The sequence below is a fragment of the Neobacillus sp. YIM B06451 genome, from assembly GCF_032667185.1.
GTDB lineage: Bacteria > Bacillota > Bacilli > Bacillales > Cytobacillaceae > Bacillus_D.
The window spans coordinates 24,086-47,924 of the sequence record NZ_JAVFKJ010000007.1 but is presented as its reverse complement, the minus strand read 5'-3'; the positions used below and the strand labels follow the sequence as shown (position 1 = coordinate 47,924).

Annotated in this window: 25 protein-coding genes and 3 other annotated features; of the genes, 20 read left to right on the top strand and 5 right to left on the bottom strand. The window is 46.5% G+C overall.

What is annotated here, in order from left to right; translation table 11 throughout:
• Positions 1–243 precede the first annotated feature (243 nt).
• The 7 genes from speD (at position 244) to thrS (ending at position 7,546) form a co-directional block, all read left to right on the top strand.
• Positions 244–618, top strand: coding sequence for an adenosylmethionine decarboxylase (gene speD, locus RB160_RS13365; protein WP_316570931.1), 375 nt, complete (start codon positions 244–246; stop codon positions 616–618).
• A gap of 208 nt (positions 619–826) precedes the next feature.
• Complete coding sequence (locus RB160_RS13360) at positions 827–1,222, top strand: cytosolic protein (protein ID WP_316570930.1); 396 nt, start codon at positions 827–829, stop codon at positions 1,220–1,222.
• 103 nt (positions 1,223–1,325) lie between these two features.
• Complete coding sequence (gene nrdR, locus RB160_RS13355) at positions 1,326–1,787, top strand: transcriptional regulator NrdR (RefSeq protein WP_316570929.1); 462 nt, start codon at positions 1,326–1,328, stop codon at positions 1,785–1,787.
• Between the two features lie 103 nt (positions 1,788–1,890).
• Complete coding sequence (locus RB160_RS13350; RefSeq protein ID WP_316570928.1) at positions 1,891–3,294, top strand: replication initiation and membrane attachment family protein; 1,404 nt, start codon at positions 1,891–1,893, stop codon at positions 3,292–3,294.
• A gap of 15 nt (positions 3,295–3,309) precedes the next feature.
• Positions 3,310–4,245 carry a primosomal protein DnaI gene (gene dnaI, locus RB160_RS13345; RefSeq protein WP_316570927.1) on the top strand — a complete coding sequence of 312 codons (936 nt, stop codon included), beginning with the start codon at positions 3,310–3,312 and terminating at the stop codon, positions 4,243–4,245.
• Positions 4,246–4,377: 132 nt separating this feature from the next.
• Positions 4,378–5,217: a sporulation protein YtxC gene (ytxC, locus tag RB160_RS13340; protein WP_316570926.1), complete on the top strand. Its 840-nt coding sequence runs from the start codon at positions 4,378–4,380 to the stop codon at positions 5,215–5,217.
• A gap of 76 nt (positions 5,218–5,293) precedes the next feature.
• Positions 5,294–5,535 (top strand) — a binding site (T-box leader).
• Positions 5,536–5,617: 82 nt separating this feature from the next.
• Positions 5,618–7,546 (top strand): threonine--tRNA ligase, encoded by a 1,929-nt coding sequence (gene thrS, locus RB160_RS13335; protein ID WP_316570925.1) that lies wholly within the window; start codon positions 5,618–5,620, stop codon positions 7,544–7,546.
• A gap of 38 nt (positions 7,547–7,584) precedes the next feature.
• Here thrS and RB160_RS13330 read toward each other — a convergent pair whose 3' ends face one another.
• Positions 7,585–8,460 (bottom strand): YsnF/AvaK domain-containing protein, encoded by an 876-nt coding sequence (locus RB160_RS13330; RefSeq protein WP_316570924.1) that lies wholly within the window; start codon positions 8,458–8,460, stop codon positions 7,585–7,587.
• 262 nt (positions 8,461–8,722) lie between these two features.
• Positions 8,723–8,854, top strand: a sequence feature (ribosomal protein L20 leader region).
• Positions 8,855–8,949: 95 nt separating this feature from the next.
• On the opposite strand from RB160_RS13330, the gene infC reads away from it, so the two are divergent.
• The 4 genes from infC (at position 8,950) to RB160_RS13310 (ending at position 10,435) form a co-directional block, all read left to right on the top strand.
• Positions 8,950–9,453, top strand: a complete 504-nt coding sequence (infC, locus tag RB160_RS13325; protein WP_316570923.1) for a translation initiation factor IF-3 — start codon at positions 8,950–8,952, stop codon at positions 9,451–9,453.
• A gap of 16 nt (positions 9,454–9,469) precedes the next feature.
• Positions 9,470–9,670, top strand: a complete 201-nt coding sequence (gene rpmI / locus RB160_RS13320) for a 50S ribosomal protein L35 (protein WP_316570922.1) — start codon at positions 9,470–9,472, stop codon at positions 9,668–9,670.
• A 35-nt stretch (positions 9,671–9,705) separates the two neighbouring features.
• Positions 9,706–10,065: a 50S ribosomal protein L20 gene (rplT, locus tag RB160_RS13315; protein WP_316570921.1), complete on the top strand. Its 360-nt coding sequence runs from the start codon at positions 9,706–9,708 to the stop codon at positions 10,063–10,065.
• Positions 10,066–10,168: 103 nt separating this feature from the next.
• Positions 10,169–10,435 carry a DUF1294 domain-containing protein gene (locus RB160_RS13310; protein WP_316570920.1) on the top strand — a complete coding sequence of 89 codons (267 nt, stop codon included), beginning with the start codon at positions 10,169–10,171 and terminating at the stop codon, positions 10,433–10,435.
• On the opposite strand, the gene RB160_RS13305 is transcribed toward RB160_RS13310, so the two are convergent.
• A complete protein-coding gene (locus RB160_RS13305) occupies positions 10,429–10,821 on the bottom strand; it encodes a sigma-w pathway protein ysdB (protein WP_316571065.1) in 393 nt (130 codons plus the stop codon). The genes RB160_RS13310 and RB160_RS13305 overlap by 7 nt on opposite strands.
• Before the next feature lie 390 nt (positions 10,822–11,211).
• On the opposite strand from RB160_RS13305, the gene RB160_RS13300 reads away from it, so the two are divergent.
• The 3 genes from RB160_RS13300 to RB160_RS13290 all read left to right on the top strand — a co-directional run bounded on the left by RB160_RS13300 (position 11,212) and on the right by RB160_RS13290 (position 14,500).
• Positions 11,212–11,697, top strand: coding sequence for a dUTP diphosphatase (locus tag RB160_RS13300; protein WP_316570919.1), 486 nt, complete (start codon positions 11,212–11,214; stop codon positions 11,695–11,697).
• A 75-nt stretch (positions 11,698–11,772) separates the two neighbouring features.
• Positions 11,773–12,858, top strand: coding sequence for a M42 family metallopeptidase (locus tag RB160_RS13295; RefSeq protein ID WP_316570918.1), 1,086 nt, complete (start codon positions 11,773–11,775; stop codon positions 12,856–12,858).
• 292 nt (positions 12,859–13,150) lie between these two features.
• Positions 13,151–14,500: an IS1182 family transposase gene (locus tag RB160_RS13290; protein WP_316570917.1), complete on the top strand. Its 1,350-nt coding sequence runs from the start codon at positions 13,151–13,153 to the stop codon at positions 14,498–14,500.
• A 130-nt stretch (positions 14,501–14,630) separates the two neighbouring features.
• Here RB160_RS13290 and sspI read toward each other — a convergent pair whose 3' ends face one another.
• Positions 14,631–14,843: a small acid-soluble spore protein SspI gene (sspI, locus tag RB160_RS13285; protein ID WP_316570916.1), complete on the bottom strand. Its 213-nt coding sequence runs from the start codon at positions 14,841–14,843 to the stop codon at positions 14,631–14,633.
• Positions 14,844–14,960: 117 nt separating this feature from the next.
• On the opposite strand from sspI, the gene RB160_RS13280 reads away from it, so the two are divergent.
• The 3 genes from RB160_RS13280 (at position 14,961) to pheT (ending at position 19,623) form a co-directional block, all read left to right on the top strand.
• Positions 14,961–15,728, top strand: a complete 768-nt coding sequence (locus tag RB160_RS13280; protein ID WP_316570915.1) for a TrmH family RNA methyltransferase — start codon at positions 14,961–14,963, stop codon at positions 15,726–15,728.
• A gap of 100 nt (positions 15,729–15,828) precedes the next feature.
• Positions 15,829–16,068 (top strand) — a binding site (T-box leader).
• Between the two features lie 74 nt (positions 16,069–16,142).
• The gene (pheS, locus tag RB160_RS13275; protein WP_316570914.1) at positions 16,143–17,180 is read left to right on the top strand and encodes a phenylalanine--tRNA ligase subunit alpha; all 1,038 of its coding nucleotides are present in this window, start codon (positions 16,143–16,145) and stop codon (positions 17,178–17,180) included.
• A 31-nt stretch (positions 17,181–17,211) separates the two neighbouring features.
• Entirely contained in the window at positions 17,212–19,623 is a 2,412-nt protein-coding gene (gene pheT, locus RB160_RS13270; protein ID WP_316570913.1) for a phenylalanine--tRNA ligase subunit beta, read from the top strand.
• A gap of 81 nt (positions 19,624–19,704) precedes the next feature.
• Here pheT and RB160_RS13265 read toward each other — a convergent pair whose 3' ends face one another.
• Positions 19,705–20,043: a hypothetical protein gene (locus tag RB160_RS13265; RefSeq protein WP_316570912.1), complete on the bottom strand. Its 339-nt coding sequence runs from the start codon at positions 20,041–20,043 to the stop codon at positions 19,705–19,707.
• 35 nt (positions 20,044–20,078) lie between these two features.
• On the bottom strand, positions 20,079–21,038 hold the full coding sequence (gene rnhC, locus RB160_RS13260; protein ID WP_316570911.1) for a ribonuclease HIII: 960 nt from the start codon (positions 21,036–21,038) through the stop codon (positions 20,079–20,081).
• Positions 21,039–21,230: 192 nt separating this feature from the next.
• Here rnhC and zapA point away from each other — a divergent pair, with 192 nt between their 5' ends.
• The 3 genes from zapA to polX all read left to right on the top strand — a co-directional run bounded on the left by zapA (position 21,231) and on the right by polX (position 23,837).
• Positions 21,231–21,491 (top strand): cell division protein ZapA, encoded by a 261-nt coding sequence (gene zapA, locus RB160_RS13255; protein ID WP_316570910.1) that lies wholly within the window; start codon positions 21,231–21,233, stop codon positions 21,489–21,491.
• A 2-nt stretch (positions 21,492–21,493) separates the two neighbouring features.
• Positions 21,494–22,036 (top strand): CvpA family protein, encoded by a 543-nt coding sequence (locus tag RB160_RS13250; RefSeq protein WP_316570909.1) that lies wholly within the window; start codon positions 21,494–21,496, stop codon positions 22,034–22,036.
• An 88-nt stretch (positions 22,037–22,124) separates the two neighbouring features.
• Positions 22,125–23,837 (top strand): DNA polymerase/3'-5' exonuclease PolX, encoded by a 1,713-nt coding sequence (gene polX, locus RB160_RS13245; RefSeq protein WP_316570908.1) that lies wholly within the window; start codon positions 22,125–22,127, stop codon positions 23,835–23,837.
• The last annotated feature ends 2 nt before the right edge of the window (positions 23,838–23,839 follow it).

The following is a 23,839-nucleotide window of genomic DNA, read 5'->3' as shown; positions in this document are numbered from 1 at the left end:
CCGACCAAAACCACCCTGAAAAAAAGCAATATCTTCCCTTTTAAAATTTTCATTTTCATAGGTTGCAAAAAGGGTATAAACAAAGTATACTAGTCATCGTGAACTTCTTGAAATTAGGTAGCGATTAATTACTTAAAGGGTTAGGACCTCTCTGGACTAACTTTCCCCCGTGGTAATTACCGGTTACCGTCAATTGTATGGTTTCAGGAATGCAGCAAAAATGTTTGAGGGGGATAATTTAATATGGAAACTATGGGACGACACGTGATCTCCGAACTGTGGGGATGCGACTTTGAAAAGCTGAATGACATGGATTTTATTGAAAGAACTTTTGTAGAAGCTGCTCTAAAATCAGGAGCCGAAATCCGGGAAGTGGCATTTCACAAATTTGCGCCACAGGGAGTTAGCGGGGTAGTCATTATTTCCGAATCCCACCTGACAATCCACAGCTTTCCTGAACATGGATATGCCAGCATCGACGTTTATACGTGCGGCGATTTGAACCCAAATGTCGCAGCGGATTATATCGCTGAAGCGTTGAATGCACAGACACGCGAGAATATTGAACTTCCTCGCGGCATGGGCCCTGTACAGGTAAACCAGGCGAAAGCCCTGTAATTTCATACTGACGAATCCAAAGAGGCGTAATTGCGCCTCTTTTTATATTTTTCCCGGACCATTTAGGGGAACTCCCGAATTTATTGGGAGATACCCCAAGGCGCTTGTTGATTTTTTTATTCCCCGAAATGTTGTACACTTGGTATAGAAGGTCCAACCTGCAGTAAACAACTCGAAGGCAGGAAAAAATGCGGTGGAGGAAGGAATTGTGCTTAAGAATGTAATGCAGCGTTTTTCAAATGTTTGTGCAACTAGCGAAGGCAACCCCGATGGAGGGCTACGGACGCATTATTACCGTTCCGGTAAAGACCCGCTGTTCACAAGCCTGGAAGAGATTTTTGGCAAACGGCCGGGATGCAGGATTGTGGAATCGTCAAAAGATCGTGGGGAAATTGCCTGTGAGCTATCCGAACCTTTACCCTGCTTCCTCATTGCGACAATTGTTAATGTAAGGCCGTTTGAAACAGCGGTGGATTTCCATCTATCAACGGACTGCCCCGCGATAATGGCGAATTACGGGAAACTAAGGGGAATCGCCCTTGATTTATACAAGGCTTTGGACAAGGCGCATACATATATTGGTTCTGGAAAAAACAGCGAATAATCCTTGTGAAAAACCCCTCTTTTCTATAAGATTAAAGATGACGGAATACAATTTCAACCCGGTTGCATAGTGCATAATCCCGGAAACAATTGGAGTTGATTAAATGAAATGCCCAGCTTGCCAAAATAGCGGTACACGCGTGCTTGACTCGAGGCCCGTCGATGAAGGGCGTTCCACAAGAAGAAGGCGGGAATGCGAGGAGTGCAGCTACCGTTTTACGACATTTGAAAAAGTGGAAGAAATTCCGTTGATTGTAGTAAAAAAAGAAGGCACCCGTGAAGAATTCAGCCGTGATAAAATATTGCGCGGACTGATTAAGGCATGCGAAAAGCGTCCGGTCGCCCTCAAGCAGCTTGAGGAAATTACGAGTGATGTGGAAAAGGAATTACGCAGCCAGGGAACTTCCGAAATTAACAGTGAAGTGATCGGTGAAATGGTGATGGACAGGCTTGCGTTGGTCGATGAGGTTGCCTATGTACGTTTTGCTTCCGTTTACCGTCAGTTTAAGGATATTAATGTATTTATAGAAGAACTGAAGGAATTAATAAAAAAGGAAAAGAGTTAATGGCAAGTGAATGGAACTCCATTACATATGCCCGAGCTTAAGGCATTCGCTAAACAGGAGCGGATGCCTCATTTTTCTAAAAAAGAGAAAAGGGGTTAAGGTTATGGCCCAGCACTGGCAGGAACTTGTTCCGGTTGACAGATACATAGTCGCCTCGAATGGGCTGCTCCATGAGTATGATAGAAAAATACTTTCTCTTCTCTATCAGCCCCTGATTGGGCCTGATTGCTTCAGTGTGTATATGACATTGTGGAGCGAGCTTGAGGAAAACCGTTTATGGTCCGAGGCGTCTTCCCATCATTTTTTAATGAACCTTTCAGGCCTGAACCTGAAAAGGATATATGAGGCGAGGCTCAAGCTGGAAGGGATTGGCTTGTTAAAAACGTATGTCAAGAACGAGGATGACATCCGGTCATTCATCTACGAACTGCAGCCACCGCTAAGCCCAGAGCAATTTTTTGTGGATGGGATGCTCAACGTTTATTTATATAGGAAAATTGGCAAAAATCATTTCCTCCGGCTGAAGCGTTTCTTTTGTGACCGCGAAATGCCAGAGCAGGAGGGTTACGAGGAAGTTACTAAGCCCTTCCAGGATATATTTGTTTCCGCTCCATCGAACACTCTTCAATATGTGCAGGACCATTCGGAAGAGCTCGATGTTGAAAAAGGCCAGCAGTTCATTGGCAAGCAATCTGCCAATCCTATTCAGCTTCCGCACGATACGTTCAATTTTGACCTTCTTGTTTCAGGTTTGGGAGATTCCCTTGTTCCAAAAAGATCGCTTACCCCAAAGGTGAAAGATGCCATCTGCAACCTGGCCTTTTTGTACAATATCGATGCGCTTCAAATGAAAAACATCGTTCTCAGCGCCGTGAACGAAAAGGATGAGATAGACATAGAAGAACTACGGAAGGCGGCCAGGGACTGGTACCAGTTCGAAAATTATGACAAGCTGCCCGCACTAGTCGAACGAGTCCATCCGATTGCCGACAGGGTCCAGCTTGAGGAGCCGAAAACCCAGGAAGAAAAGCTGATCAGGTATTTGGAGACAGCTTCCCCCCTTCAGGTCATGAAAGACTTATCGGGCGGGGCAGAACCTTCTAGTGCTGATTTGCAAGTGATTGAAGGGGTCCTGCTCAATCAGCAGCTTCTTCCCGGGGTTGTCAATGTTCTGATCCAGTTTGCCATGCTGAAAACCGACATGAAGCTGACGAAGGGCTATGTTGAACGGTTAGCGGGCCATTGGGCGAGAAAACAAATACGGACGGTTAAAGAGGCGATGGATCTGTCAAGGCAGGAACATGCTAAATATATTGAATGGAGTTCGGGCAGCGCGAAATCGCCTGCAGGGAAAAAACAGTCAAAGCAAAAGCCGATCCGGACGGAAATGCTGCCTGATTGGTTCGATAAAAAAGAAACCACTTCTGCCGGGAATAACAGTGGTTCCAAGGAAATTGAAGCTAGGAAAAAAGAAGTTGAAGAAATGCTTAAAGCTTTTAGAGATTAGAAAGGAGGGAACTGAATGGAGCGGATTAACCAAACCCTTAAGAGGCTTGCTTCCAATGAAGATTTCATGAAACGATATGAACAAATGAAAAGCCAAATTATGAATGATCGGGATGTCAGGGACTTTCTTCAAAAAAATCGGGACAGCATTACTGAAAGCATGATTGAAAAAAGCATGGTCAAGCTATACGAATATACGAATCAAAGCAAGCATTGCCAGTATTGTGAAAGCCTTGATAAGTGCGGAAATATTATGCAAGGGTTTCATCCAGAACTGGTTTTGCAGCCGAATTCAATCGATGTTCAATATGAGCGGTGCCCGCGTAAAATAATGGCCGATGAAAAGAAGAAAAATGAACGGCTAATCAAGAGCCTGCATGTCCCAAGGGAAATCCTCAATGCTTCATTTGCATCCCTTGATGTTGATGGCCAGCCGGGAAGACTGGATGCAATGCAGAAGGCTATCTCATTCGTCATCGATTACCAGGCTGAGAAAAGGCCAAAAGGGCTTTATTTATACGGTGAATTTGGAGTCGGGAAATCGTATTTGCTCGGTGCGCTTGCAAATGAGCTTGCAAAGAAACAAATATCATCAATGATTGTATATGTCCCCGAGCTCCTAAGGGAAATGAAAAGTGCGATAGGTGACCACACCCTTAATGAAAAAATTGATGCATTGAAAAGGGAACCTGTCCTGATGCTAGACGATATCGGTGCTGAAGCAGTGTCGAGCTGGACGAGGGATGAGGTGATTGGGCCGATTCTCCAGTTCAGGATGCTTGAAAATCTGCCAACATTCTTTACCTCCAATTTCAATTTCAAGCAGCTGGAACACCATCTAACGTACAGCCAGCGCGGGGAAGAAGAAAAAATGAAAGCGCGTAGGATTATGGAACGCATCAAGTATTTGAGTGAGCCTGTCATGCTTGATGGCCCCAACCGCCGCCAATAAAATAAAAAACCTTTCAGGAAGCCCCCTTCACAAGGAGGCTTCTTTTGTTTTTCAAAAAGCGGCGGGATTCTAATCCCCCGTTGTCCCCCATATATATGAATATAGGAATCAGCGGGACAGGGAGGGATATGGTTGGGAGAAATTATCTTCGAGAACGGGCCGGACGCCATTTGCTTCTATACTCAAGTGCAAAAGTATTTGCAGGAGGCCGGGCACGGAATCGAAATTCAGGTTATTGAAGACCGCCATTGCACTAAAATACTATTTGAATCTCTAGATGGGGATTCAATTGATAAATTCGCGCAGGCTTTCTGGGGATACCTTACTGGGGCCAAATGGGACGAGTGGTTCAGGGGGATTTTGCAGGATGCGTATTATTTCAGCGACCCAGCAGAACAGCAGCAAATTATTGATATTATGCACGCCATCCTTGAAGGAGATAGGAGCGACCTATTCATTTTCCTTGGAAAAAATGGGCCGGAGCGGTATGTCAAGGAATCGATTGGGCAGATGTTAAAGGAAGGTACAAGTTTTTCTTTCGATTCTTTTGTAAAATTTAGGCTGCGCCCTTTTTTTGACTATATGGAGGAAGTGGCGGCCCTTTCGATCGATGAGTATAAAATGGAGCAAGAATACTTGATTTTCATAGAGTCATTAAGGGAGTTCGTCCAGGGGCGCCCCGCCCGGATGGAGCTGCTTCATGTACTAACGGGGGAGGAAATTACATTTTATGATGATAAATTAGCCGAAGTTAAGAGGGCAGATCTGGCAAAAATGATTGACAGGAAACTATTGATTAACCATCCGGTGTATGTAGATTCCTATTCAATTGCCCCGCTGCTATCGATTGCCCCTTCGACAATCCACTTATACACGGAGGAACCGGAAATGCCCCTTATCCGGACGATCATAAACATCTTCGAAGAAAGGGTTGAACTCCATAAACCGGCTGAATTTCCGGCCAAAGCTTAGGGCTGGCCGAAATGGGATTGCCAGCTTGATTTTTTTGCTGCAACTACTTATAATAACGTACATAGCAACTATCGAAGCAAAAGTGATGATAAGGACATGGGCGTTTCTTTACGGCTTGCAGAGAGGGAAGGATTGGTGAAAACTTCCCAGCACGAATGGAATGCTTACCCCCTTTAAACTCCAGCCGTGAAAATGGAAATGAGTAATTGCTGGCGGCCGCAGCCGTTATCTGTTCAGAGTCATTTTTTCAAATGGGCTGGTGTGCCTGTTTAAATGAAAAATTGGGTGGAACCACGTGCATAACAGCTCGTCCCTTTTCCAGGGGCGGGCTTTTTTATTTTTAAAAAAACAAAAACAGGCGGATTTTCGTCCTGGTTATCAATAAAAGGAGGAAAAAGACATGGCAGATTTGAAAATTACGTTTCCTGACGGAAATGTGAAAGAATTTGAGAAAGGCACATCAACAGAAGATATCGCGGCTTCCATCAGCCCCGGATTGAAGAAAAAATCCATCGCGGGTAAGGTTAATGGGAAAATGTACGACTTGAGGAGGCCGATTGAAGAAGATGCTTCCTTAGAAATCATCACCCAGGATTCACCGGAAGCGCTCGAGGTGCTCCGCCATAGTACCGCCCACTTGATGGCCCAGGCAATCAAGCGCCTGTATCCTGAGGCGAAGTTTGGAGTCGGTCCTGTTATTGAGGGCGGGTTCTACTATGACGTTGACCTTCCTGAATCCTTGACTCCGGAAGACTTGCCGGCAATTGAAAAGGAAATGGCCAAAATTGTAAATGAAAATGTTGAAGTTGTCCGAAGGGAGGTCAGCCGTGATGAAGCGGTTGCTTTCTTTAAGAAAATCGGAGATGAATACAAGCTTGAGCTCATTGAAGCCATTCCTGCCGATGAAACTGTCACAATTTACGACCAAGGCGAATTTTCAGATCTTTGCCGCGGTGTCCATGTCCCGTCAACAGGAAAAATCAAGGAATTCAAGCTACTGAGCATTGCGGGCGCTTATTGGCGTGGAGACAGCGACAATAAAATGCTGCAGCGCATTTACGGTACTGCATTTTTCAAAAAAGAGGACCTTGCTGAACATCTTCGCTTGCTGGAAGAAGCGAAGGAGCGTGACCATAGGAAAATCGGCAAGGAGCTAAACCTGTTCACAAACTCGCAAAAAGTTGGCCAGGGGCTTCCAATCTGGCTTCCAAAAGGCGCGACAATCCGCCGGATCATCGAGCGCTATATCGTTGATAAGGAAACAAAGCTTGGCTATGATCATGTATATACTCCAGTAATGGGAAGCGTTGATCTGTACAAGACATCGGGCCACTGGGATCACTATCAGGAAGATATGTTCCCGGTAATGGAAATGGACAATGAGCAGCTCGTCCTCCGCCCGATGAATTGCCCGCATCATATGATGGTGTACAAAAATTCGATGCATAGCTACCGTGAGCTGCCAATCCGGATCGCGGAACTCGGGCTGATGCACCGCTATGAAATGTCTGGAGCCCTTTCCGGTTTGCAAAGGGTACGCGGGATGACATTGAATGATGCCCACATCTTCGTCCGTCCCGACCAGATTAAAGAGGAATTCAAGCGGGTAGTGAATTTGGTTCTTGATGTTTATAAGGATTTCGACATCAATGACTATTCGTTCAGGCTTTCCTACCGTGACCCTGAAAATACGGAAAAGTATTTCGATGATGATGAAATGTGGGAAAAAGCGCAGGCAATGCTGAAGGAGACAATGGATGAGCTTGGCCTTGAGTATTTCGAGGCTGAAGGCGAGGCCGCTTTCTACGGTCCGAAGCTAGATGTCCAGGTTAAGACAGCGCTTGGAAAGGATGAAACTTTGTCGACTGTCCAGCTTGACTTCCTTCTCCCGGAAAGATTCGACCTTACTTATGTCGGTGAGGATGGCAAGCAGCATCGCCCGGTTGTTATCCACCGCGGAGTTGTTTCTACGATGGAACGTTTTGTTGCGTTCTTAATCGAGGAATACAAAGGAGCATTCCCGGCTTGGCTCGCCCCGGTCCAGGTTCAGGTTATCCCTGTATCCCCGGCAGCCCATTATGAGTATGCGCGCAAGGTCCAGGAGCAGCTTCAGATGGAAGGGTTCCGGGTTGAAATGGATAACCGTGATGAAAAGATCGGTTATAAAATACGTGAAGCGCAAATGCAGAAAATTCCTTACATGCTTGTCGTTGGCGATAAAGAAGTTGAGGAAGGCGCAGTCAATGTCCGCAAATACGGCGAACAAAAGTCGGAAACGATGCCATTTGAGGACTTCGCCTCAATTTTGAATGAAGTTGTAAAACGATAAAAAAACAGCTGCCGGCATATGCCCGGCAGCTATTTTTGTTAGAGTCGATCGGTGCGGTCGTTGTCCAACACATCTCGTTTTTTATCAAAATCGGTGTTTCCCTCTGATTCGATATGCGCCTCTTCACGCTTGACGTTTTCGACAACCTTTTCGGTCGACTGGACTTCCTTTTTGCCGATAACGAGTTCTTCCGTTACGACAGGCCTTTTTGTGACTTCCACTTTTTCTTCAACGATCGGAACGCGGATCGTTTCATCGTCACCAATTTCCCCGGCGTCGGCACTGTAACCGTCGACCTCGCGCCGTTCAACGTAGACCTCTTCGCGGGATACAGGGACATTGACGGACTCCTGTTCCTCGACTACGTCCTTGTGAACCTTCACTTCTCCGGTCTGGACACGATCCTTTTGGACGTCGAGCTGCTCTTCACGAAGCCTTAACGTGCGTTCATCCTCCGCATCGAGCCTGTCGATATCCACCCCGCTCCGGGAAAATCCAGAGACGTCTTGGCCCGTATACCCTAACCGTGTTTCCCCTTCTACAACCTGTCCGGAAACTCCGGTATCCTCGAACAGGACAATCCGGCCTGCTTCCAAATCTCCCGCATATTCCCGTGCTTCGCTTTCCCGAAGTCCGAAACCGACGAGGCGGTCGTAATAGGAAGCTTCCCCATTGTCGTCAGTCCCATCAAAAGCGGATGCCAGGCTTTTAAAAAATCCTTTGTTGTCCGTCGTCGCATCTTCGTTCAATGTTTCCTCCCGTAAGCCCGTCAAATTTCCAAGATGCTCCATCGCTCCGTCTGTTTTTCCGAATACGGACAGGTTGCTAAGTGTATTGCCTTCCTTTTGGTAACGGTCAATTGCTTCTATAAGTTCCTCTTCACTGTTGTAAACTCCAACTACTCGTTTATCCATTTTCAATCACCCTCCAAAATTTTTTTGGACGGCCCTCAAAAGAGGGCGTATGTGCCGTTTTCCCGTTATACGGCGATGGAAAACAAACAAACGGTGGTAATAGCGGGTTTTTTTGGAAATAGTTTTCGACATTTCTAAAATTCATTGTTGAATTTTGTTAAATGGTCTGGTACAATAACTAACGTTGCCTTTATTAAACAGCGTGTTTGACACCTTCGTTGGTGTGTGATATAGTTACAAAGGTGAAAGTGAATACGAAATTTTGGGAAAGAAGAAGCACCCGCTTCTCACCTGGCTGACGCCTAGGCAGTTGGCAGGTTTTACGTAACTGGTTTTTTTAAACCTTATTTGTTCGTAAAAGTGTGGGTGTGTGCATCCACGCTTTTTTTATTGCAAAAAACCTGTCCGGCCTAGAGCTGGAAGCCCTTTGCCCCGGACAACGTATTCGTTATTAAACCTTGGAGGTGGCTAACTATTAGCAAAGACCAAATGTTGTTGAACGAAGGAATTCGCGCCCGGGAGGTTCGCCTGATTGACCAGAACGGCGAGCAGCTTGGTATCAAAACGAAATTTGAAGCCCTGGAAATTGCAGGCCGTGTGAATCTTGATTTGGTGCTTGTTGCACCGAATGCAAAACCTCCGGTAGCCCGGATCATGGATTACGGCAAATTCAAATTCGAGCAGCAAAAGAAAGAAAAAGAAGCGCGCAAGAACCAGAAAATCATCACAACGAAAGAGGTACGCCTCAGCCCGACCATTGATGAGCACGACTTTAACACCAAGCTTCGCAATGCGATCAAATTCCTTGAAAAAGGCGATAAAGTAAAAGCATCGATCCGCTTTAAGGGCCGTGCAATCACCCATAAGGAAATCGGCCAGCGCGTGCTGGACCGTTTTGCCCAAGCGTGCAAGGACGTTGCGACGATCGAATCCCATCCAAAAATGGATGGCCGGAGCATGTTCCTGGTTTTAGCACCTAAAAACGAAAAGTAACAAGGAGGACTTCCCAATGCCAAAAATGAAAACTCACCGCGGCGCTGCCAAGCGTTTCAAAAAGACCGGATCTGGTAAACTGAAGCGTGGCCACGCATATACAAGCCACTTGTTCGCGAACAAGTCCACAAAAGCAAAGCGTAAGCTTCGTAAATCAGCAATGGTTTCTAAAGGTGACTTCAAGCGCATTCGCCAATTGTTGGACAATCTTAAGTAATATCGAGCGATCGATTCATATAGGAGGGAAAATACATGCCACGTGTAAAAGGCGGTACTGTTACGCGCAAGCGTCGTAAAAAAGTTCTTAAATTAGCAAAAGGTTATTTCGGTTCAAAACATACATTATACAAAGTTGCAAACCAGCAGGTTATGAAATCCCTGATGTACGCATACCGCGACCGTCGCCAGAAGAAGCGCGACTTCCGCAAACTTTGGATTACTCGTATCAACGCAGCTGCACGCATCAACGGCCTATCCTACAGCCGTTTAATGCATGGCCTGAAGCTTGCAGGCATCGAAGTAAACCGCAAAATGCTTGCTGAGCTTGCTGTCAGCGACGCAGCAGCATTTGCAGAACTTGCAAACGCTGCTAAGAAGCAATTTGAAAAATAAGAACAACTGTAAAGCCATTTCCTAAAAACGGGAATGGCTTTTCTGCTATATTATTTAGTTGTGGTGTTAGTAAATTCAATTTACCATCTATTGGGGGGAGGATATGGATTTGGTATTTGTATATCTCTTAATTATAAATATAATCGCTTTTGCGATGATGGGAATTGATAAAAAAAGGGCCAGGAACGGTGAATTCAGGATTAGTGAGCGGACCCTTTGGCTTGCGGCGCTTGCCGGGGGAGCCGCGGGGGCAGTATTGGGCATGAATTATTTCCGGCATAAAACAAAGCACGCAGCCTTTAGATACGGATTTCCTTTTTTGGCGCTTATGGACATCAGCCTGATTGTGTACCTAGAGTTTTTTCAATGAGAAATGGACATGAGTTTGCGCAAATGATCCTTGACGGAGGCATTCCATTCTATTGAAGCATGAGGATACGATTTCGCCAATTCGCTTTTGATAAACAGGAAATCATCATGTGTCATGCCTTCAAGCTTATCCGCATTTTTCGGCCATAGTGAAATTGAAATGACAGAAAACGAGTCGCCTGTAATCCCAAGATATTTTTCCCCTTCAAACACCGCTCCTTTATATGTAAGAAGGAAATTCTTTCTAGGGTTTGACTTATCATCGAGGAGGAAAAAACGCTTCTGGTTTTTAGCGTATTCCAGCTTTCTCGTTTTATTGAAAATGATGTGTGCAATTCTTATAACAATAGAGGTTAACAAAACCAGTATTGTTACACGTAATACCATGATCAAATTAACGCCCTCCTGGCCTTAAAGCTTTTTGTTCCAATTTATATTTATCCATAGCGCGTCTTCCCAGGTTCGGGCAAGCCTTTTGGGAAACAAGGTGTGATGTCCTAGAATGGGACAGGAAATGTCCCTGGATTCGCACGGATAAAGCACCCACGCGGCGCTATTTTTAGTTTCAAAACCATTGTTGTATCCTATACATACGAAGCACAAGAAAAAAGGTTCCCATTTTAGAAGGCCCGTTTATTAACTAGCAAGACCTTCGTGAATGGAAGTACCAATTTTAAAAGACCATCAAGACCGTTTCGTCGGGAAAGATTCCTCAAAACGGTCTTGATTCTAAATAATCAACACTCTTGTTCAGCTAAAACAACAGGGAGGATAGATATGAATCTCGAAAAATTATTTGATATGCAAAGAGCCCTTGATTCCTACATTGAGAGAAACAACGGGCTGGAGAATGAGGATTTGTTTGACAAGAAGGTCTTGGCCTTGCTTGTCGAAGTCGGGGAATTGGCCAATGAGACGCGCTGTTTTAAGTTCTGGAGCAAGAAGCCATCGTCGCCCCGGGAAACCGTCCTGGAGGAATTTGTTGACGGCATCCATTTCATTCTATCGCTTGGAATCGAATCCGGATTGACTTCGGATATTGAATTTACTGGCGAACCTAAACGGAATGTGACTGAACAATTCAACGATGTTTTCAGGGCGATTTCTTCTTTTCAAATAAGCAGGTCGGAAAGCGATTATCGAACCCTGTTCCGTTCGTTTATGAGCCTTGCAAACCTTCTTGGCTTTACAGGGGCTGAAATTGAGGAAGCATACCGCGTGAAAAATGAAGTAAATTATGAAAGACAGCAAAACGGCTATTAGCAGAAAATTTTTACAAATATCCCGCCGTTTTGTATAATGGACTGGTCAAATACATAAAAAAAGGGAGTCATAGGTATGGCACAACTGGATGAAACATTGCAAATGCTTAAAGCGCTCACGGATGCAAATGGAATTCCGGGAAATGAGCGGGAAGTACGCGAAGTCATGAAAGAGTATATTACTCCCTATGCCGACGAAATTACAACCGACGGCCTGGGCAGCCTAATTGCCAAGAAAACCGGCAAGGAAGGCGGCCCTAAAATCATGGTAGCCGGCCACCTTGATGAGGTTGGTTTCATGGTAACGCAAATCGATGAAAAGGGCTTTATTCGCTTCCAGCCTGTTGGCGGTTGGTGGAACCAGGTCATGCTCGCTCAGCGCGTTACGATCGTTACACGTAAAGGCGATGTAACTGGGGTAATCGGATCGAAACCTCCTCATATCTTGACAGCCGAACAACGGAAAAAGCCGGTCGAGATTAAGGATATGTTCATCGATATCGGTGCAACGAGCAGGGAAGAAGCTTCCGAGTGGGGAGTTCGCCCAGGTGACATGATTGTTCCTTACTTTGAGTTCACAGTGATGAAAAATGAGAAAATGCTGCTTGCAAAGGCATGGGATAACCGAATCGGCTGTGCGATTGCCATTGATGTCCTGAAACAGCTTAAGGATGCGGACCATCCAAACGTCGTTTACGGCGTCGGCACTATCCAGGAAGAAGTTGGCCTGCGGGGCGCAAGGACAGCCGCTGCAAAAATCCAGCCTGATATCGGTTTTGGCGTAGACGTCGGGATAGCCGGCGATACTCCAGGGGTAACTGAAAAAGAAGCGCTTGGAAAAATGGGCAATGGCCCGCAAATCATCCTTTATGACGCGTCGATGGTCTCCCATAAAGGATTGCGCGATTTCATCACCGATACAGCGGACGAACTAAATATTCCTTATCAATTTGATACAGTTCCAGGCGGCGGAACCGATGCTGGCGCCATCCATTTGTCCCATAATGGCGTTCCATCTTTGGCGATCACGATTGCGACCCGCTACATCCATTCACATGCGGCGATGCTGCACCGCGATGATTACGAAAATGCGGTTAAGCTTATTGTCGAAGTCATTAAACGCCTCGACAAGGAAACAGTCGAGAAAATTAAATTGGGTTAAAAACAAAGCTCCCCTGACAACTGTCACGGGGAGCTTGCAGACTGTAGACAAACTCGGAGATATCCAGGTTTGCCTACAGTCTTTTTTAATTTAAAATATAAATTAAAATAACAGTGCGTCTAGATTTCCACTCCGGGTGGACGCTTTCCGCGGGCGGGGCCGAGCCGCTTCCCTCGCTACACTCAGTCCAGGGTCTCGACTATCCCGCTATTCCCGCAGGAGTCGCCACCCTCCGTTCCAATCAACAAAATTCCCTTTATATAAAGAAACACTATGTATGAGGTGACCTGCCTTGATGACTAAAAATCAAGCCAATGAACGTGAACAATTTGAAATGCTGACCATCGATCAATTAGTTCCTGAAAATCATTTAGTGCGCAAGCTGGAATCCGCCATTGATTTTTCATTCATCTATCCCTTGGTTGAACATTTGTATTCCGGACTGGGCCGGCCCAGCATTGACCCAGTTGTTCTCTTTAAAATAACTTTCATACAATACATATTTGGCATACGCTCCATGCGTCAAACCATTAAAGAGATTGAGACCAACATGGCTTATCGGTGGTTTTTAGGGTTTGGTTTCTACACCGAAGTCCCGCACTTTTCTACCTTCGGTAAAAATTACGAGCGCCGTTTTTATGATTCTGATGTGTTTGAACAGATTTTCTATCGAATCTTGAAGGAGATTATGGATAAAGGGTTGTTGTCTCCTGAACATGTATTTGTGGATTCCACACATGTAAAAGCGAGTGCCAATAAACGCAAGTACGACAAGAAACTCGTTCGAAAGGAAACCCGCGCCTATGAAGAAAAGCTTCATTTGGAGCTTAATTTAGATCGGGAGAAACACGGAAAAAAGCCATTTCCTCCCGAGAAATTTGAAAAAGAAGAGTGGAAGGAAATCAAGGAAAGTACGACAGACCCTGAGAGTGGCTATTATGTAAAGGATGAGCGAACGAAACAGTTTGCCTATTCATTTCATGCTGCCACAGATGAAAAAGGGTTTGTGTTAGGGACCATCGTCACTCCGGGCAATATACATGACAGCCATATCCTTCAGCCACTCGTCGAGAAGATAATTGAAAAGGTGAAGAAGCCACTTGCCGTCGCAGCCGATGCAGCCTATAAAACACCCTCGATTGCGAATTTTCTATTAGAGAATCAGATGTTGCCTGTTCTTCCTTACACCCGTCCAAAAACGAAAGACGGGTTCTTCCGAAAGCATGACTATGTTTATGATGAGTATTACAATTGCTATCTCTGCCCGCAAGGGCAGGAATTAAAGTATACGACAACAACGAAGGAAGGCTATCGCCAGTATAAGTCAGACCCAGCGATTTGCGCTTCCTGTCCATTCCTATCAAAGTGTACAGAAAGTAAAAACCATCAAAAACTCATTCAGCGTCATATTTGGGAGCCATACCTGGAAGAGGCAGAACATTTACGACACTCGGATGAGATAAAACAGATATACGCCAAACGGAAAGAAACGATTGAACGTGTCTTTGCAGATGCGAAAGAAAAGCATGGTATGCGGTGGACAACCTTACGAGGCCTTAAAAAATTGTCCATGCAGGCGATGCTTACTTTTGCTGCAATGAATTTGAAGAAACTGGCCAATTGGACATGGCAAGTTGCATAAGAATACTCGAAGAGTAAGATCCTGGGGATAATTATCTTCGGATTAACCTTATAAATTTTCACGAAAATGAAAAAAGGCCGGGAGAGGGTGCCCTCTCCCGGCCTTTTGTCGACAATCTGGGAGCTTGTTTTTAAGATTTCTTTAAACCGCCTTCAAGTGCCTGGAGCATTTCTTTTTTCTCGTCTTCCGAAGAATTGTTCCAGATGATTTCAAATAGAACGCCAAGCCCCGGAAGCATTTTTTCCTCGCCATTCTGGATGGCGTCGACAATTGTGTCCTCAAGTTCCTGCTGGGTATTGTCGTGAATGTTATGGATAACAGCCGCGCGCAAATTAAGGTTCATTGTTTCATCCTCCTTTTCAGATTTCATTCAATCCTATCTTTTTCTATTTCAGGTTTTAATATGTACGGGCGTTAAGCTATAATAGGAAAATGAGTGATGAAGAAAGGGGGGGCAGCTGTGAAACATATTCAATCCGCCCAAAACCCTCAGGTGAAGCAATGGAAGAAGTTGTCGATGAAAAAAGAGCGGGACCGGTCCGGCCTGTTTTTGGCTGAAGGATTCCACCTTGTTGAAGAAGCAATCAAAAGCCCGGGGACAATTGCTGAGTTGATTATCTCCGAGGGAATTGACATCCCTCCTCGGATCGATTATAAGGATATTCCCGTAACTAATGTAACAAAGGATATTTTTAAAAGCCTATCAGAAACAGAAACACCGCAAGGGATCATGGCGGTATGCAGGCAGCAGCACAGCCTTGCTGCCGTTGAAACCGCGGAAACGTTCCTTTTGCTTGATGCCGTCCAGGACCCAGGCAATCTTGGGACGATGATCAGGACCGCGGACGCTGCGGGAATTGATGTTGTCATAGCGGGAACAGGGTCCGTTGATATTTACAACCCGAAAGTGCTCCGTTCGGCCCAGGGAAGCCACTTTCATCTTCCAGTCCTGACAGGAAGGCTTGAAGAATGGATCCCAAAGCTGACTGAAAAAGGCATTGCCGTATACGGTACCGCGCTTGAAGGGGCCAGGAATTATACGGAAGCCTCTCCAGAGGAACGGTTCGCGCTTCTGGTCGGAAATGAAGGGAATGGCGTTTCGAAAGATCTTTTGAAAAAAACGACCCAAAACCTGTATGTCCCGATTTATGGAAAAAGCGAGTCGCTGAACGTCGCTGTCGCGGCCGGGGTGCTGTTATATTATTTGCGGTCGAATAAGGGCCAATAAAAGAGGGGTAACCAGCAAAGTTTTGGCAGCATAGATTACTTAACCAAAACTGTTTGAAACAAAAGCGAAAATACGCTATAATAGCAACTAAATTTATACAAGAAAAACAATGACGGAGAAAAGTAACTTGACCGTAGCCTTTTAGGGAAAAAGTGCCCTGGACTGAAAGCACTTTTAGGCAAAAGCAAGCGAAGTTCACCTCCTGAGTTGGCACCGGGACCATCCAAAATGGATGTAAAGGTGCGCCGGCAGAAGCCGTTATCTCAATGAAGCGAACACGAATGTTCTATACATACGTGTTTACAAGGGTGGTACCGCGAACACAAGCCTCGTCCCTTATTTGGGATAGGGCTTTTTTTGTTGCCTGAAAGTGCACCGTACTGAGCCCGGATTGATAAAAGGAGGAATATATCCATGCAGGAAAGATTGACGGAATTGCAAAAGGAAGCCATTGAAAAAGTGGCCCAGGCGTCGAGCCTCAAAGAATTGAATGATGTCCGCGTCGCCTATCTCGGCAAAAAAGGGCCGATCACAGAAGTTTTGCGCGGAATGGGCAAGCTGTCCGCGGAAGAACGCCCGAAAATGGGGGCGCTTGTCAACGAGGTGCGCGAAGCGATTGAAGCGGAAATTTCCGCAAAGCAGCATCAGCTTGAAGAAGCGGCGGTCAATGAGCGTTTGGCTTCAGAAACAATTGATGTGACATTGCCAGGAAGGCCGGCCAGAACCGGAAGCCACCACCCATTAACGAAAATTATCGAAGAAATTGAAGACCTGTTTATCGGGATGGGCTACCAAATCGCCGAAGGGCCTGAGGTTGAAAAGGATTATTATAACTTTGAAGCCCTTAACCTGCCAAAAGGCCACCCAGCGCGTGATATGCAAGATTCCTTCTATATTACTGAAGAAACATTGCTTCGCACCCATACTTCGCCTGTCCAGGCAAGAACGATGGAAAAACAGGGCGGGAAAGGCCCAATCCGGATCATTTGCCCAGGAAAGGTATACAGGCGCGACAACGACGATGCGACCCATTCACACCAATTCATGCAAATTGAGGGCCTTGTTGTCGGCGAAAACATCCGGATGAGCGATTTGAAAGGGACGCTTGCCGAGTTTGCGAAAAAAATGTTCGGTGAGGATCGTGAAATCAGGCTCCGCCCAAGCTTCTTCCCGTTCACAGAACCATCTGTCGAAATGGACATTTCCTGCAAAATTTGCGGCGGCCACGGCTGCAGCGTCTGCAAGGGAACCGGGTGGATTGAAATCCTCGGTGCCGGAATGGTGCATCCGAACGTCCTTGAAATGGCCGGTTACGATTCGAAAAAATATACAGGATTTGCTTTCGGGATGGGCCCTGAGCGGATTGCGATGCTGAAATACGGAATTGATGACATTCGCCATTTCTATACGAACGATATCCGGTTCCTGAAACAGTTTTCGAGGCAGGAATAGACTCAATTTTTGAAAATGGGAGGCTTTAAACATGTTTGTTTCATATAAATGGCTTCAGGATTATGTCGATTTATCCGGCGTAACGGCTGAAGAGCTTGCGGAAAAAATTACGAAGAGCGGAATAGAGGTTGAAGGGGTCGAAACCCTTAACGAAGGAATCACAGGTGTCGTAATCGGGCATGTCCTAGAGCGCGAACAGCATCCAAACGCGGATAAGCTAAGCAAATGCCTTGTTGATGTTGGCGAAGAAGCACCAGTCCAAATCATTTGCGGCGCGCCCAACGTTGCTAAGGGGCAGAAGGTAGCAGTCGCAAAAACGGGTGCGGTCCTGCCGGGGAATTTCAAAATTAAAAGGGCAAAACTTCGTGGCGAAGAGTCGAACGGAATGATTTGCTCGCTGCAGGAACTTGGTATGGAAGGCAAGATTGTCCCAAAGGAATACGCGGAAGGTATCTTCGTTTTCCCAGAAAGCGTGACGCCTGGTGAAGACGCAATCGCTACGCTTAACAGGGATGACAAGGTTCTTGAACTCGGACTTACTCCGAATAGGGCCGATTGCCTAAGCATGCTTGGGGTTGCCTATGAAGTTGGCGCGATTTTGGGTAGGGAAGTAAAGTTCCCTGAAATCAAGCTGGACGAAGCCGGCGAAAAAGCTTCCGATTACATTAAAGTAACGGTCGAAGCGGAAGAAGACAATCCGTTGTACGCGGCGAAAGTAATCAAGAATGTCAAAATCGGGCCGTCACCGCTTTGGATGCAGACGCGCCTCATGGCGGCGGGGATTCGCCCGCACAACAATGTTGTCGATATAACAAACTATATTTTGCTTGAATACGGCCAGCCGCTCCATGCGTTCGACTATGATAAGCTTGGCTCGAAGGAAATCCTTGTCCGCCGCGCTCATGATGGCGAAACGATAGTGACGCTGGACGATGCAAAGAGGACGCTCACTACCGACCATCTTGTTATCACAAATGGAACAGAGCCGGTCGCGCTTGCAGGCGTGATGGGCGGAGCGAATTCGGAAGTGAGTTCATCTACAACGACCGTCCTGCTTGAGGCGGCATATTTTACAGGAAGCACGATCAGGAAGTCTTCGAAGGACCACGGCCTTCGCAGCGAAGCAAGCTCCAGGTACGAAAAGGGCGTTGATCCAAACAGGGTGCGTGAAGCGGGTGAAAGGGCCGCGGCGCTCATGGCCGAGTACGCGGGCGGCGAGGTACTTGAAGGCACTGTCATAGCGGATGCACTTAGTGTGGAACCGGCGGTCGTTTCAATTACGATGGAAAAACTGAACTCCGTCCTTGGAATGCAGCTTTCAATCGATGAAGTGACAGACATCTTGGCAAGGCTGAAGTTCGACGTGTCCGTTGAAGGTGAAACCGTCACGGTGATCGTGCCGACACGCCGCGGGGATATTACGATTGAAGAGGACTTGATTGAGGAAGTTGCCCGCCTTTACGGCTACGACAATATCCCGAAAACCCTTCCGGCTGGAGAGCAATCTGCTGGGAAACTGACTCCTTACCAGGCGAAACGCCGTGTGGTACGCCGCTATCTTGAGGGAGCTGGGCTATATCAAGCGGTTACCTACTCTTTAACTAGTGAAGAAAAGGTTGCCCAATACGCACTTGAAAAAACAGATGCAATCAAGTTGGCAATGCCGATGAGTGAAGAGCGGAGCCAGCTTCGCCTGAGCATCGTGCCACAGCTTCTGGAAGTATTGAAATACAATGGAGCGCGCCAGGCGGATAGCCTCGCCGTTTATGAAATAGGAGCAGTGTTCCTTTCAAAAGGCGAAGAGCTTCCGGTCGAAGAAGAACACCTCGCAGCCGCTGTAACAGGGCTTTGGGTTTCAAACCCATGGCAGGGCGAAAAGAAGCCTGTAGATTTCTTCGTGCTGAAAGGAATCCTTGAAGGGCTTTCTGAAAAGCTTGGCCTTGATGGCCGGGTTGAGTTTGCGCAGGCGCAGCTTGACGGCATGCACCCTGGAAGGACTGCCGACATTTTGCTCGATGGTAAACGGATCGGCTTTATCGGCCAAATCCATCCGACCGCGCAAAAAGAGCTTGATCTAAAGGATACTTATGTATTCGAATTGAAGCTAGGCGAATTACTGGAAGCCGGAACGGAGCCTCTGCATTACGAGCCGATTCCAAGGTTCCCGTCCATTACTAGGGATATCGCGCTTGTCGCGGATAAGGAAACCCCGGCTGGAAAACTCCGCAGCATCATCCTTGAGGCGGGCAATCCGCTATTGAAGGAAGCATCCGTGTTCGACCTTTACGAAGGAGCGAATATGGAAGCCGGCAAAAAATCAATTGCCTTCTCATTGAAGTATGCGAACCCTGAACGGACGCTTACGGATGAAGAAGTAACAAAGGTACATGAAAAGGTACTTGCTGCTCTGAAGGAACAGGCTGGTGCCGTCCTGAGGGGATAATTTTAAAAAGTAAATGATAAATAGTTGAACAAAAAGAGCCGTTACCCGCGTGGGTTCGGCTCTTTTTTATCAAAAAAAATATTAATCAAACTGCAAAGAACCTATCACTTTTCCTGTTCCAACAATGTTTGCTCCTTCAAAAATTTCAAATTCTATTCCATCACACAATTTGTCATATGGCACTTGGGGATAGTATAGTAGTGAAACTTTGGCATTAACTTTTTCTTTAGGTCTAATTAGTCCTTCTGGCCCACTGAGAAACTGTATCCCAAGGTATTCTGTTTCGCCGATGATACGAAAATGTGGTCTATATCCATTTAGATATCTATCCCCATATAGATAATCTCCAAGACGTACTGCGTTCTTCCCGCCCTCATTCACAGGATGGAATTCAACTAAAACATTCAACCAAGGTTTCATAAAAACCCTCCAACTTAATCGAATCTCCAAGAATTTTAAAATTTGCCCCTTCTCTTGGCAACCAGTGCCATGGCTTTTTGTGTATTTGCAAAATGAAGTTTGACGAAATGGGGCAGGGAGGATTGCCCTTTGGCCAAAATGAGTTTTGCGGCCGCTTCGTCCACTTTTGCTCCAGCTCCCTTTGGAATGGTGAACCCAGCCTCTTCGCCGAGCTTTTCAAAGTGCCGTATGAACGCATACCTCGCAAGAATCGACGCCGCTGCTACAGAAAGATGAAGCCCCTCCGCTTTTGTGCTGAAAAAGACATTTTCCCTGACAACTTTTTTCTGCCCTCTAAGGTGGGCGTAGTAAATTTCAGGTTGGGCAAATTGGTCGACGAGGATTGCTTCCGGTTTTTCAGGAGCAATTTTCCCAAGAAGATGGATCAGTGCCTGATTATGTAGGATAGCTTTCATTTTCCCCTGGGTCATTCCCGATTGCTGCAGCTCGTTGTACTTTTCGTTGTGGAGGGTGAGCAGGCTGAATGGAATGACGTTCTTTATGTCCTTTGCGATGGAAATGATCTTCTCATCGTTCAAATCTTTGGAATCCCGGACCCCAAGCTCCTTCAGAAGGGGAAGGTCCTGTTGCCTCGCATAGGCCGCTACCACGGTAATGGGGCCGAAGAAATCGCCTGTTCCCACTTCATCCGAACCGATGACAGACAAATGGCCGAAATTGGGAGGCAAATGCGAACCGGGTGCCGGCTTCGTTGCAATGGGTTTTTTACCCACTGCCGACTCAGAAGGCTGGAGTCCATTCCATCGCGCCGCTTCGCTCTCAGCCGCGGCTCCCTGGAAAAGGACCTTGCCGGATTTGTAGGCTGTAATCGTGCAGGAAGGCGTTTTTGCCGAAAACACGCTGCCGGTGGGGAGTTTATCAAGTAAAAATTGAGAATAATGTTCTTTTAATTTTGCTATTTCAGTTTGTGTCGCGATAATGACAGCGTGGCCCAAAACGTAGCACCCCTTTGGAAGATTCAACTTTATCAGCTTATTTTACCACACTTTCGCGGGCCGTTAATGGGAGGCATTTATCGACAATCCCCGCAGGCATATCATCAGGCGGGACAGCTTCTATTTCGCTTTTCCAGTAAAGCTTGTTCATGGTATGATAGGGAGTAGGATTCTTTGAATGGAGGCAACTACGTGTCGAATATGAATAAAAACCGGACAACGGTCGATATATATGGGCAGCAATATGTCATAATTGGACCGGAAAGCTCGAGCCATGTCAGGCTTGTCGCATCGCTCGTGGACGATAAAATGCGGGAAATCGGTTCCAAGAATCCTTCTCTCGACGTGAACAAGCTGGCTGTCCTTACCGCAGTAAATGCCGTAAATGATTTTATCAAGCTGAAGGACCAGCTTGAACGGCTGAAATCAGAACTGGAAAGGGAACACGAATAGAAATGCTTGATTTAGCACTTATTATTATTTTTATTTTTGGCTTTTTAATAGGCCTTAAACGGGGTTTTATCCTGCAGCTGTTTCACCTGGCGGGTTTCGTCGGCGCCTACATCGTCGCTTATTTGTATTACGACAGCCTTGCCCCGAAACTAAAGCTGTGGATTCCCTATCCGACACTTGGCGATTCTTCGCCTCTTTCACTTTTCGCATCTTCCAACGGTATGGAAGAAGCCTATTATCGCGCGTTTGCCTTCATCGCGATTTTCATTGCGGTAAAGGTGCTTGTACAAATCATTGGCTCAATGTTAGACTTCATCGCGCATCTACCAATCCTGAGGACGCTGAATGTTTGGGCTGGAGGATTGCTTGGAGTTGCGGAAGTGTATTTAATTGTCCTGTTGCTCCTCTATATTGCTGCGCTGGTTCCAATGGATGCAATTCAGAAACCGCTTGAAGAATCGGCCATTGCGGAAGCGATCATCAAGCATACGCCCATCATTTCGCAGCAATTGAAGGAATTGTGGATAGAATATGTAGCTGCTTGAACTTCTCTGACAGCAGGGGAGTTCTTTATTCTTTTTGGAACTTAAACCACGTAAGTTCGTACAACGTATAAGGCAGGTGCTAATTGGGATGGAAAAAAATAAAAAAGATGTCATTGCGCTTTTAGAAACAATCGCGATTTACCTTGAGCTTAAGGGAGAAAACCCGTTCAAGGTTTCGGCATTCCGGAAAGCCGCTTTCGCCCTTGAAACGGATAACAGGAGCCTCTCGGGGATTACGGACTTTACCGCCATTTCCGGGATTGGGAAGGGGACGGCCGCGGTCATTGAGGAATACATTCAGGAAGGCAGCTCCTCCGTTTTAAAAGAATTGCAGGAAGAGGTTCCCGCAGGGCTTGTCCCCCTGTTGAAGCTGCCTGGGCTCGGAGGCAAAAAGCTGGCCAAGCTGCATGAAATGCTCGGGATTGAAGATATTGCCGATCTGGAGGAAGCGTGCCGGATGCATAAAATATCCGAACTCCCCGGCTTCGGGAAAAAATCGGAAGAAAAGATTCTTGCCGCAATTGAAAAGGGTGGTGAACGCCCGGAAAGGCTTCCGCTCGCGTATATGCTTCCGATTGCCGCAAAAATCGAGTCGCAATTGGCCGAGATGGACGGAATTAAGAAGTTTTCAAAAGCTGGCAGCATCAGACGCTGGTCCGAAACAGTCAAGGATCTTGATTTCATCATCGCAACAAGCAGCCCTGAATCGGTCAGGGAACAAATCCTCTCGCTTCCCGATATTAAGGAAGTCATCGGTGCGGGAGATACAAAAGTATCGGTCACGTTCGGCTTCGATTATGATATATCCGCGGATTTCCGTATGGTCGGAAGCGAAGAGTTCGCAACCGCGCTTCATCACTTCACAGGTTCAAAGGACCACAATGTGCGAATGAGGCAGCTTGCAAAGGAGCGCGGCGAAAAAATCAGCGAGTATGGGGTCGAGACGGAGGACGGGATCAAAACCTTTGCCTCGGAAAATGACTTTTACGCCCATTTCGGGCTTCCTTTCATTCCTCCGGAAATAAGGGAAGACGGGCGTGAGGTAGAAAGCTATTCACCAGATATCGGACTTGTGGACATACTAGACATAAAATCCGACCTTCATATGCACTCGACATGGAGCGATGGCGCCCATACGATTGAGGAAATGGCGGAAGCCTGCAGGGCAATGGGTTATTCACATATCGCCATCACAGACCATTCCCAGTTTTTGAGGGTGGCAAACGGCCTGACTCCGGAACGCGTCCGTGAACAAATCGAGGAAATTAAACGCCTGAATGAAAGATATTCCGATTTTAAAATCCTGACGGGAATCGAGATGGATATTCTTCCGGATGGGACGCTTGACTACGATGATGACTTGTTGAAAGAACTTGATATTGTCATTGCGTCGATCCACTCCGCTTTTTCACAGCCTCGGGAAAAAATCATGATGAGGCTGAGGACGGCGCTTGAAAATCCTAATGTTGATATCATCGCCCACCCAACCGGCCGGCTGATCGGCCGCAGGGACGGTTATGATGTGGATATCGACTTGCTGATCGACCTTGCAAAAGAAACGAATACCGCGCTGGAATTGAATGCGAATCCCCACCGGCTCGACCTCTCCTACGTCCATTTGAAAAAGGCGGAGGAGGCCGGGGTAAAGATTGCGATCAATACGGACGCCCATAAAACCGCGATGTTGAGCCATATGGGTATCGGCGTCGCGGCGGCCAGGAAAGGCTGGATCAAAAGCAGCTCTGTACTGAATACTTATAAATTGGACGATTTGCTCCAATTTTTGCACCACAGAAGCTGACA